Genomic DNA, 11,611 nt, shown 5'->3' with positions numbered 1-11,611 from the left:
CGGACGGGGAAAGGCCTGCGCCCTACCCCGCCCGTATTTCAGTTCAGCGACGCTCAGGCGTCGAGCTGACGCTCTTCCTCGGCGGCAGCTTCGGACGCCACGGCTTCGTCAGCTGCCGGAGCAGCTTCAGGGGCCGGCGTGAAGTCGATCGCCTCGACTGGCTCGGCGGCTGGCGCCGGCTCGATCGTCAGGGCTTCCTCGACCGGCGGCGCGTCCATCGCGCCGACATCGACGCCGCGGCGAGCGACCTGCTCGTTGCCGCCACGGGTCGCGGCGATCGCGATCGCCTCGCAATACAGGCGGATGGCGCGGCTTGCGTCGTCATTGGCGGGAACCGGGAAGGCGATGCCGTCCGGCGACACGTTCGAATCGAGGATCGCGACCACCGGGATGCCCAGGGTGTTGGCTTCCTTGATCGCCAGCTCTTCCTTGTTGGCGTCGATCACGAACATCACGTCCGGAATGCCGCCCATGTCGCGGATGCCGCCGAGCGACAGCTCGAGCTTGTCCTTCTCGCGGGTGAGCTGAAGCACTTCCTTCTTGGTCAGGCCGTGCGTGTCGCCCGAAAGCTGCTCCTCGAGCGTCTTGAGGCGCTTGATCGAGTTGGAGATGGTCTTCCAGTTGGTGAGCATGCCGCCCAGCCAGCGATGGTTGACGAAATGCTGGCCCGAACGGCGGGCCGCGTCGGCGACGGGCTCCTGCGCCTGGCGCTTGGTACCGACGAACAGCACCTTGCCGCCGGCCGCGACCGAGGCATTCACGAATTCGAGCGCGCGCGCGAACAGCGGCACGGTCTGCGAAAGATCGAGGATATGGACGCCGTTGCGGTCGCCAAAGATGTAAGGCTTCATCTTCGGGTTCCAGCGGTGGGTCTGGTGGCCGAAATGCGCGCCCGTTTCGAGCAATTGCTGCATGGTGACGACTGGTGCCGCCATAAGATAGTTCCTTTCCGGTTGTGCCTCTGGGAAGCGAGTAATCCGGATTGCTCCGGACACCGGCGATGTGTGCTTCCCATGCGGTGTGAAGGCGCGCCACTTAGCGAAGCCCTTCGTGTAAATCAAGCATTGACAATGAGAACACTAAGAGAACATATAGTGCTCACAGCGGGCACATGGAACGGAACACCGGCTCGCCCGGTTTTTTGAATCCGGTTTCTGCCCACGCAATCAGGGAGTTGGGCGATGATGACGGTTCTCGGTATCCTGGTTTTCGCCGGCGCCCTTGCGGCTGCCGTTTCGGTGTTCGCGTTCACGCTGGTTCCGGCGCTGCCGCGAGTCATTGCCCTGCTCCGCGGCGAAGCCGATCCGGCTTATGCTCCCGCACCGATGCTGATCCTCAGCGATCGTCGCCTTCGCGCCCGCCTTCGCTCGGTACCGGCAGGAGCAATTGCGGGTCGGCGGCAGGCGCTCCGCGCAGCCGCCTGACCCGCCGATAGGCATTGATGCTGAACGGCATGGTCGCGAGATAGGCAATGCAGACCAGCGACAGCGTATGCCATGGCGCCGAGATCAGCGCCGCGCCCAGGATCACGACGATCACGATCGCCTCGAACCGGATATTGTTGCGCAGCTTGAGCGACGACCAGCTGTACGTCGCAAAGCTCGACACCATCAGGGTCGCGACGAACCCGACCCAGGGCGCCACCAGCAGGGGCGAGCGCAGCCAGGGCAGGTCATTCCAGAAAGACAGATAGAGCGGCAGCATCGCCAGCMCSGCGCCCGCCGGYGCCGGAATGCCGGTCAGGAAACCCGCCGATTTGTGCGGCTGCTCGGTCACGTCGATATTGGCGTTGAACCGGGCAAGACGCAGCGCGCAGAACACGGCGAAGACCAGCGCGACCAGCCAGCCGACGCGCGGCAACTCCTTCAGCGACCAGAGATAGAGGATCAGCGCCGGCGACACGCCGAAGGAGATCGCATCCGACAGCGAATCGAGCTCGGCACCGAACCGGCTCTCTCCCCGCACCAGCCGCGCGACGCTGCCGTCGAGCCCGTCGAGCACGCCGGCGATCATGATCATCGTCACCGCCAGTTCCCAATGGCCTTCAGTCAGAGGCAGGCCGCTGCTCGCCGAGATGGCGAAGCGGATACCGGTCAGGCCGAAGCACAGGGCAAGCGCGGTGACCGCGTTGGGGGCGACCGCGCGTAGCGGGAGGCCGCGCGGCGTTCGCCTGGCGAGCGGGCGCCTCATCGGATGCCCGTCATTGCGCGATGCCGGTCGCGGCGCTCATGCCTGGCCGGCCGAGGATGGTCTCGCCCGCGACACTGCGCTGGCCGAGCGCGACCTGGGGTGCGATATCGTCGGGTAGATAGACGTCGACCCGGCTGCCGAAGCGGATCAGGCCGACGCGCTGGCCGGTCGCGACCATGTCGCCGGGCTTCACGAAGCCGACGATGCGCCGCGCGACCAGCCCGGCGATCTGGGTGAAGCCGATGCGGCGGCCATCGCGTCCCTCCACCACGATATGCTGACGCTCATTCTCTTCGCTCGCCTTGTCGAGATCGGCGTTGAGGAACTTGCCCGAGATATAGACGACCTGGCGGATCGTGCCTGCGATCGGGGTGCGGTTGATATGCACGTCGAACACCGACATGAAGATCGAGACGCGCACCAGCGGCGCATCGCCCAGGCCGTTCTCGCCGGCCAGCTCGCGCGGTACCGGCACACGCTCGATCATGGTGATCAGCCCGTCGGCAGGCGCGATGATCAGGCCCTCCCCTTGCGGCGTGACGCGTACCGGATCGCGGAAGAACGCCGCGACCCACACGGTCAGCCCGACCAGCGGCCAGGCCATGAACCAGCCGAACCACCACAGCGCCAGCAACGTGACCGCGCCGGACAGGAGAACATATTTGCGCCCCTCGGGATGCATGTCGGGAAAGCGCCATTTGATCGCGGGCGTGTCCGACGGCGGCGTGTCTAGTGAAGCCATCGACGCGGTCTATCTCGTGCGCCCCCTCAAGACAATGATGCCCGTGGCCGACGGCCGAAGACGACCGGTGAGAAAAGGTCGCCACGACGATGTTGATCCGCGCGTGCCTTCCTCCTAGACGCACCTCGAAACCTCCCCCTCTTGAAAGCGAGTATCGATGGCGAAGATCAAGGTGAAGACGCCTGTCGTGGAGATCGACGGCGACGAGATGACGCGGATCATCTGGCAATGGATTCGCGAGCGCCTGATCCTCCCCTATCTCGACATCGATCTCGATTATTACGATCTGGGCATCCAGAAGCGTGACGAGACCGACGACAAGATCACCGTCGACAGCGCCAAGGCGATCCAGAAATACGGCGTCGGCGTGAAGTGCGCGACGATCACCCCGGACGAGGCGCGCGTCGAGGAATTCGGTCTCAAGAAGATGTGGAAGTCGCCCAACGGCACGATCCGCAACATCCTGGGCGGTGTCGTGTTCCGCGAGCCGATCGTGATGAAGAACGTGCCTCGCCTGATCCCGGGCTGGACTCACCCGATCGTCGTCGGTCGCCACGCCTTTGGCGACCAGTATCGCGCGACCGATTACCGCGTCCCCGGCCCCGGCAAGCTGCGCCTGGTGTTCGAAGGCGACGACGGCACCGTGATCGACGAGGAAGTGTTCCAGTTCCCGTCCTCGGGCGTCGCCATGGCGATGTACAATCTCGACGATTCGATTCGCGATTTCGCCCGCGCCTCGATGCATTACGGCCTCAATCTCGGCTGGCCGGTCTATCTCTCGACCAAGAACACCATCCTCAAGGCCTATGACGGCCGCTTCAAGGATCTGTTCGCTGAGGTTTTCGAGAGCGAATTCAAGGACAAGTTCAAGGAAGCTGGCATCGTCTATGAGCATCGCCTGATCGACGACATGGTCGCATCGGCGCTCAAATGGCATGGCGAGTTCGTCTGGGCCTGCAAGAATTACGACGGCGACGTCCAGTCGGACCAGGTCGCGCAGGGCTTCGGCTCGCTCGGCCTGATGACCTCGGTGCTGCTCACGCCCGACGGCAAGACGGTCGAGGCCGAAGCGGCGCACGGCACCGTCACCCGCCACTTCCGCATGCACGAGCAGGGCAAGGCGACGTCGACCAACCCGATCGCGTCGATCTTCGCCTGGACCGGTGGTCTCAAATATCGCGGCAAGTTCGACGGCACCCCCGAAGTTACCGAGTTCGCCGAGCTGCTCGAGAAGGTCTGTGTCGACACGGTCGAGAGCGGCAAGATGACCAAGGATCTCGCGATCCTGATCGGCCCGGATCAGCCCTGGATGACCACGGAACAGTTCTTCGAGGAAGTGCGCATCAACCTCGAACAGGCCATGGGCGCCTCGAAATAACGGCACCTGCCGGAAGCGCTGACACCGCCCGCTACATCCAACGGGGTGTAGCGGGCGGTTTTTTATTGGAGCCGGGCGCGGACAATCGACACTTAAGCGTCCTTCACCGGCTGACAAACCGTCCCCGGGGTGGTTAAGTACCCCCATGGCAATGGGATTGGATAATAAGGGCTTCAGCGATGCCCTGGTAATTTTGGGGGCCGCGGGCCTGGTCATTCCGGCATTTGCGCGGTTGAAGATCAGCCCGGTCATCGGGTTCATCCTGGTCGGGCTGCTCGTCGGCCCGTCCTGTCTCGGGGCGCTCGTCGGCGACTATCCCTGGCTTTATTACCTCACCATCTCCGACCCGCATTCGATCGAGCCCTTCGCTGAATTCGGCATCATCCTGCTGCTCTTCTCGATCGGACTGGAGCTGTCGCTCAAGCGATTATGGTCGATGCGAACTCTCGTGTTCGGCACCGGCGCGGCCGAACTGATCGGCTCGGGCCTCATCATCGGCCTGGCGATCCATTTCACCGGCTTGGGCTGGGCCGGCTCGATCGGCCTCGGTTTCGCCCTCGCTCTCTCCTCCACCGCGCTGGTGCTGCCGATCGCCGGCACGAGCAGTCCCGTCGGGCGCTCCGCCTTCGCGATGCTGCTGTTCGAGGATCTGGCGCTTGTCCCGATCATCTTCGTGCTGGCGGCGCTCGGCCCCGGCGCGGGCGATGGCTGGGCGCCGGTCGTGCGGGTGATCGGCGGCGGTGTGCTGACCATCGCCGTCATGTTCATCGGCGGCCGCGTGGTGCTGCCCCGCCTCTTCGCTCAGGCCGCGCGGACCAAGAGCCCGGAACTGTTCCTTGCCGCCTCGCTGCTCGTGGTCATCGTCGCCAGCCTGGCGACGGCCGCGGTCGGCTTGTCGCCGATCGTCGGCGCCCTGCTCGCCGGCGTGCTGATCGCCGAGACCGACTATCACAGCGAAGTCGAAGTGATGACCGCGCCGTTCAAGGGCCTCGCGCTCGGCGTGTTCCTCATCACCGTGGGCATGAGCCTCGATCTCGGCTCGATCATGGAGAATTGGCCGGCGCTGGCCGCGGCGATCGTCGCGGTGGTGGCGGTGAAGGCGTTGGTCACCTTCGGCCTGCTCAAGCTTGCCGGCATCCGCAACGGCGTCGCCGCGGAGACCGGCCTGTTGATGGGCAGCCCCTCCGAGACCACGCTGATCGTGCTCGGCACCGCCGCGGCGGCCGGCCTGATCCTGCCCGCGACCGCGAGCTTCTGGCAGACGGTCACCGCGATCGGCCTGACCATCACGCCCCTGCTCGCCTGGCTCGGCCAGAAGGTGGCGCGCCGGATCGAACTGCGCGCCGGCGGCGACGCGCCCGAGGCGGAGATATCCGCGGAGGGGCCCGGTACGGTTGTCATCGGCTTCGGCCGCGTCGGGCGCATGGTGGCTGACATGCTCAAGGTGCACGGCCAGCCCTTCATCGCGGTCGAGGCCGATATCGACGCAGTGAAGGCAGCGCGCGCCGACGGTTATCCCGTCATCTTCGGCGACGTCGCGCGGTCGGAGCTGGTCGACCGCCTCAATCTCGGCCGTGCCAGGGCGCTGATCCTGACGATGGACGATCCGGTCCTGTCGGTGCAGCTGACGCGCCGGGTGCGCGGCTGGGTGCCCGACCTGACCATCGTCACCCGCGCCCGCGATACCGCGCACGCCGCCGAACTCTACCGCGCCGGCGCGACCGACGCGGTGCCCGAGACGCTGGAGAGCTCGCTGCAATTGTCCGAGGCGCTGCTGGTCGATCTCGGCATCGCCGTCGGCCCGGTCATCGCCTCGATCCACGAGAAGCGCGACGAACTGCGCAAGGAGATCAAGGAAGCGGCCGACATGGTACGCGAACCGCGCCTGCGCCGCGCGCGCAAGGCGACTGTCGAAACCTGATCAGCCCTGGGTCGCCGTCCCGGCCACGACATAGAGCGTGACCAGCATCCCCGCGAGCACCGCGCCGGGCCGATGGCTGCCGGTACGGCTCCAGGCAAAGGTCATGATCGAACCGACGGCGGCCAGCACCGGCACGAACTGGATCGCGATGACGGTGGTCAGCGGATCGAAGCCGGTCACCAGCGTGCCGGTCGCGAAGAAGGTGCCGTAGACGAGACCCAGCAGCACGAGGAACCCGCCGCACAGGATCAGCATGGCCGAGACATATCGGGCCAGGGCTCCGTCGCGCATGACCGTCAGCGAGCGCAGCACGCGCCCGGTCATCAGGAAAGCCAGCGTGATCGGCACGACATAGATCAGCGCGATCAGCCATTGCCGGGCGCTTGGCGGCTTCACCGCCACGACCCAGAAGCGGAGGTCCGTCAACAACAGTCCCTGCACTACCGCCAGGACCAGATAGGCGGCCAGCGTTACCAGGAGTGCGAGCAGGATCGTCCTGACCCAATCCGCCCCCGGCTCCTGCCCGGCAAGGCTCCGCCGCCCGAACAGCCAGGTGAGCCCTGCCCCAACCAGCGCCCACACCGTGACCTGAGTCGTCACCGTCTGCGGCAGGATCGCCGTCGCCGGCACCAGCAGGAAGATCGCGATGAAGGCCGGGAAGAAGGTCAGCATCGGCACAGCGGCGGCGACGATGGCCCTGCGCCACCATCGCGCATCCCGGCCGGGCCCTGCGGCAACGGCCTCGCCGCGCAGCGAGGCAAAGAAGCGAGACGCCAGCAACAGATCGAACAGCCCGAGCACCAGCGGCACGAATCCGAGCAGGCCGATACCCGTTCCGATCTCCTTCCAGAACCAGATCTGGTCGGCGACGGGGCGCGGATGGCCGCCGGTGAGGGTGCGCGCAAACCAGTCGGTCGCGTCCCCGATCGCCGTCGCCGAGATGTGATCGCCCGGGTGCGTGGTAGAGGGCTGCATCAGATAACGCGCCGTGCCCGCCGGGATCGATCCATAGAGCTTTCCGGGCTGCACCGTCTCCATCGTGCCGAACAGCTGCTTCAGCTTGCCGCTTTGCCCGACATCCATGGCACGCGGGGCGCCCCACATCAGCTGCGAGAATTCGTCGTACCGGCTATAGACCAGCCCGAGATTGCGCGGCCATGCGGGCGTGCCCTCCTTGGCATAGGGCGCGCCGGTGGACGATCCTTCAAGCACGATCGCGCGATAGGCGTCAGGCATCGCCGCCGCCGCGGCGAGCACGGTCCAGCCACCCATGCTGTGCCCCTCCAGCCCGATCTGGTCCTTGTCGACGAACGGCAGCGAGCGGAGATAGGCGAGCCCGTCCGGCCCGCCAAAGCCGTTCGAGAATGCCTTGCCGCCGCTATAGCCATGCCCGGTCTGGTCCATCGCCAGCACGACATAGCCGCGCCGCGCGAACTCGATCGCAAAGCCGTCCTGCATTTCGCGCGAATTGATATAGCCATGCACCGCGAGCACGCCCGGCGCCGGGCTGGCCGGGCCCGCGGTCGCCGGCACATAAAGCAGCGCGCTCATCTCCGTGCCGTCCGCGCCCCTGAAGCGGATATCGCTCACGCGCGTACCGCCGGAGGTCTGGATCGCGCTGGCGAGCAGGGCGCCGCCGAGGATCATCGCCAGCCCGATCGCCGCCAGTACCCAGCCCGGCCAACGCCGAACCGCCGAGGGCGAATCGAGATCGGCCGAAGCCTGCTGCTGGCTGTCCATTACATCCCTCCCCCATCGGGCCCGGTCGCACGGCGCCGGCGCTCTCCGACGACGTCATGCGCCACCGGACGAACCCTGTCGAGACGATGTCAAAATTGCCCAAGCCGCTCTATTGGACCTGCATGTGTGTCCTGGCCTTTGCGTGGCAAGCGCATCCCCGCTGGCGGCTTCTGCTCGCCGGCAACCGCGACGAATTCCATGCCCGACCGGCGCAGCCGCTCGAGCGTTGGACGGAGCCGCACCACCTTCTCGCCGGCCGCGATCTCCAATCGGGCGGCACCTGGCTGGGCGTATCCGAACAAGGCCGGTTCGCCGTCGTCACCAATCTGCGCGGCTTCGGCGCGCCGGTGGCAGGCCTCGCTTCGCGGGGCGCGCTGGTGACGGATTATCTGGCGGGAGCCGGTGCCTATGCCGATCCGCTCACCGCCGATCTGTCGGCCTTCAATCCGGTCAATCTGATCGTGGCGGCTCGGCAAGGCGCGCATTTCCTGTCGAACCGACCGGACGTCACGCGGAGCGCCCTCGCCTCGGGCCTGTACGGCCTGTCCAACGGCAGGCTCGACGAACCCTGGCCCAAGACGCTGCGGCTGAAATCATGCCTGCTCGACTGGATCACCGGCGATGCGCGCGACCCGGAGTGGCTGTTCGAAGGCCTGCACGAGCAGGTGCTGCCCGATATCGGCCTCGAACCGCGCACGCCTTCGGATGTGCCGCAGGAACCGCTTCAGTCGCCGATCTTCATCCGCAATCCGGTCTATGGAACGCGGTGCAGCACCGTCGTCGCGATCGACACACAGGGCCGCGGCGTCATCATGGAACGGCGCTTCACGGCGGATGCCAGCGAAACGGGCAGGACGAGCCTGACCTTTTCCTGGCCCGACTGACCCGACGGTTCAGGCCGTTGCGGGCTGCTCGGCCAGCGCTGCCCTGATCGCCTCGACCGCTTCCGCGCCCTTCGACCCATCCGGCCCGCCGCCCTGCGCCATGTCGGGCCGGCCGCCCCCGCCCTGCCCGCCCAGCACGGTGACGGCGCGGCGCAGCAGGTCGACCGCGCTATAGCTCGCGACCAGATCGTCGGTCACGCCGACCGCGATCGAGGCGCGGCCTTCATTGACCGCGACCATCACCGCCACGCCGGACCCGATCCGCTGCTTGGTCTCGTCGACCGCGCCGCGCAGGCCCTTGGCATCGAAATCCTGGACGACCTGGCCGACGAAATTGACGCCGCCGACCTGCTCCGGCCCCGCCGCGGCGGATGAGCCGCCGCCCAGCGCCAGCGCCTTCTTCGCCTCGGCCAGTTCGCGCTCCAGCCGGCGCCGGTCCTCGACCAGCGCCGCGACACGGGCCGGCACTTCGTCGGGTGAGGCTTTCAGCGCCGCCGCCGCCTCGCGCAGCTTCTCGTCGCGCGAGGTGAACCATTGGCGCGCCGCTTCGCCGGTCAGCGCCTCGATGCGCCGGATGCCGCTCGACACCGCACTCTCGCCAACGACCTTGAACAGGCCGATATCGCCGAGTTGCTTCACATGCGTGCCGCCGCATAGCTCAAGCGAATAAGTCTTGTCGCCTTCGCGGCCCATCGAGACCACGCGCACTTCGTCGCCATATTTCTCGCCGAACAGCGCCATCGCGCCTTCGTTGATCGCCTCTTCGGGCGTCATCAGCCGCGTCGAGACCTCGCCATTCTCGCGGATATGGCGGTTCACATCGGCCTCGACCTCGGCGATGCGCACCGGCTCGATCGCGGCCGGCTGCGAGAAATCGAAGCGCAGGCGGTCGGGCGCGACCAGGCTGCCCTTCTGCGCGACATGCAGGCCGAGCCGCTGGCGCAGCGCCTCGTGCAGCAGATGAGTCGCCGAGTGGTTGGCGCGGATCGCACCACGCCGGCCATGGTCCACCGTCAGGCGCACGGCATCGCCCACCGAGATATCGCCTGCCTCGACATAGAGGCGGTGCGCCCAGAGGCGGCCGAGATGCTTCTGCGTATCCTGGACGGTGCCGCGCAGACCCTTCTCGCTGGCGATGGAGCCGGCATCGCCGACCTGGCCGCCGCTCTCGCCGTAGAAAGGCGTCTGGTTGACGACGAGGTCGACCGTGTCGCCGGGCCCGGCGTGATCGACGCGCTGGCCGTCCTTGATCAGCGCGAGCACCTGGCCTTCGCCATCCTCGGCCGCATAGCCGAGAAATTCGGTGCTGCCGGTCTCTTCGGCGATGTCGAACCAGATGTCGTCCGACGCGCGGTCGCCCGATCCCTTCCAGGCCGCGCGCGCCTTGCGCTTCTGCTCGGCCATCGCCTCGTCGAAGCCTGCGCGATCGACCGTCAGATCTTGAGCGCGTAGCGCGTCCTCCGTTAGATCGTAGGGAAAGCCAAAGGTGTCATAGAGTTTAAAAGCGATCGCTCCGGGAAGCTCGAGCTTCGGCCTACCCATTGGGAAGCGGATCGCATCAGGATCTCCGTTCCCGTAGTTCTGGGTCTCATCATAATCTAAAGAGCGCTGCTTCAACTGCCTTACTTCCTCGTCGAGCAGGCGCAGGCCATTGGTCAGCGTGCGGCGGAACTGAGTCTCTTCCTGCAGCAGGCTCGCCTCGATCGACGCCTGGGCGCGCAGCAGCTCGGGATAGGCGGAGCCCATCTCGGTCACCAGCGCAGGCACCAGCCGATGCATCAACGGCTCCTTGGCGCCGAGCAGATGCGCATGCCGCATCGCGCGGCGCATGATCCGGCGCAGCACATAGCCGCGGCCTTCGTTCGCCGGCAGCACGCCGTCCGCGACGAGGAAGCCCGAGGCACGGAGATGATCGGCGATGACGCGGTGGCTCGCCTGGGTGTCGCCCGTGCTCGGCGTCCGGGTCAGCGCGCTCGATTCGGCGATCAGCGCCTTGAACGTGTCGGTATCGTAATTGTCGTGCACGCCCTGCAACACCGCCGCGACGCGCTCCAGCCCCATGCCGGTGTCGATCGACGGGCGCGGCAAATTGGTGCGCGTGCCGTCGGCCGACTGCTCGAACTGCATGAAGACGAGGTTCCAGATCTCGACGAACCGGTCGCCATCCTCGTCCGGGCTGCCGGGAGGGCCGCCGAAGATATGGTCGCCATGATCGTAGAAGATCTCGGAACAGGGGCCGCACGGCCCGGTGTCACCCATCGACCAGAAATTGTCGGAGGTCGCGATGCGGATGATCCGGCTCTCCGGCAGGCCCGCGATCTTGCGCCAAAGGTCGTACGCCTCGTCATCGGTATGATAGACGGTGACGGTCAACCGGTCGCCCGAAATGCCCCATTCCTTCGTGATCAAATTCCAGGCGAGCGAGATCGCGCGTTCCTTGAAATAATCGCCGAACGAGAAATTGCCGAGCATCTCGAAGAACGTGTGATGACGCGCGGTATAACCGACATTGTCCAGGTCGTTATGCTTGCCGCCGGCGCGCACGCACTTTTGCGAGGAGGTCGCGGTCACATAAGGCCGGGTTTCCAGGCCAGTGAACACGTTCTTGAACGGCACCATCCCGGCGTTGACGAACATCAGCGTCGGATCGTTCTGCGGCACCAGCGGCGCGGACTGAACGCGGGCATGCTCCTCGGCTTCGAAATAGTCGAGAAAGGATCGGCGGATGTCGTTGGTCGATGTCATGCTGGCGACTT

At 66.3% G+C, this 11,611-nt stretch carries 8 protein-coding genes; 3 read left to right on the top strand and 5 right to left on the bottom strand.

Going from position 1 to position 11,611, the window contains the following annotated elements:
- Window positions 1-53: 53 nt before the first annotated feature.
- From rpsB to AC1DX5_RS03790, 3 genes are all read right to left on the bottom strand, one after another.
- Window positions 54-935: a 30S ribosomal protein S2 gene (gene rpsB / locus AC1DX5_RS03800; protein WP_478014257.1), complete on the bottom strand. Its 882-nt coding sequence runs from the start codon at window positions 933-935 to the stop codon at window positions 54-56.
- 400 nt (window positions 936-1,335) lie between these two features.
- Entirely contained in the window at window positions 1,336-2,190 is an 855-nt protein-coding gene (locus AC1DX5_RS03795) for a CDP-alcohol phosphatidyltransferase family protein (protein WP_478014256.1), read from the bottom strand.
- Between the two features lie 10 nt (window positions 2,191-2,200).
- A complete protein-coding gene (locus tag AC1DX5_RS03790) occupies window positions 2,201-2,932 on the bottom strand; it encodes a phosphatidylserine decarboxylase (protein ID WP_478014254.1) in 732 nt (243 codons plus the stop codon).
- Between the two features lie 157 nt (window positions 2,933-3,089).
- On the opposite strand from AC1DX5_RS03790, the gene AC1DX5_RS03785 reads away from it, so the two are divergent.
- Together AC1DX5_RS03785 and AC1DX5_RS03780 are read left to right on the top strand one after the other, a co-directional pair.
- On the top strand, window positions 3,090-4,310 hold the full coding sequence (locus AC1DX5_RS03785) for an NADP-dependent isocitrate dehydrogenase (protein ID WP_465173354.1): 1,221 nt from the start codon (window positions 3,090-3,092) through the stop codon (window positions 4,308-4,310).
- A gap of 145 nt (window positions 4,311-4,455) precedes the next feature.
- A complete protein-coding gene (locus AC1DX5_RS03780; protein WP_465173353.1) occupies window positions 4,456-6,231 on the top strand; it encodes a cation:proton antiporter domain-containing protein in 1,776 nt (591 codons plus the stop codon).
- On the opposite strand, the gene AC1DX5_RS03775 is transcribed toward AC1DX5_RS03780, so the two are convergent.
- Window positions 6,232-7,971 carry an alpha/beta hydrolase family protein gene (locus AC1DX5_RS03775; RefSeq protein ID WP_478014253.1) on the bottom strand — a complete coding sequence of 580 codons (1,740 nt, stop codon included), beginning with the start codon at window positions 7,969-7,971 and terminating at the stop codon, window positions 6,232-6,234. It abuts the gene before it with no gap.
- A 122-nt stretch (window positions 7,972-8,093) separates the two neighbouring features.
- Between AC1DX5_RS03775 and AC1DX5_RS03770 the strand changes: the two genes are divergently transcribed.
- Window positions 8,094-8,855 carry an NRDE family protein gene (locus AC1DX5_RS03770; protein WP_478014348.1) on the top strand — a complete coding sequence of 254 codons (762 nt, stop codon included), beginning with the start codon at window positions 8,094-8,096 and terminating at the stop codon, window positions 8,853-8,855.
- 9 nt (window positions 8,856-8,864) lie between these two features.
- Here AC1DX5_RS03770 and alaS read toward each other — a convergent pair whose 3' ends face one another.
- Window positions 8,865-11,600 carry an alanine--tRNA ligase gene (alaS, locus tag AC1DX5_RS03765; RefSeq protein ID WP_478014252.1) on the bottom strand — a complete coding sequence of 912 codons (2,736 nt, stop codon included), beginning with the start codon at window positions 11,598-11,600 and terminating at the stop codon, window positions 8,865-8,867.
- Between the last annotated feature and the right edge of the window lie 11 nt (window positions 11,601-11,611).

Source organism: Sphingomonas sp. P2_B6 (assembly GCF_056404755.1).
This window is presented reverse-complemented; position numbering and strand designations above follow the sequence as displayed.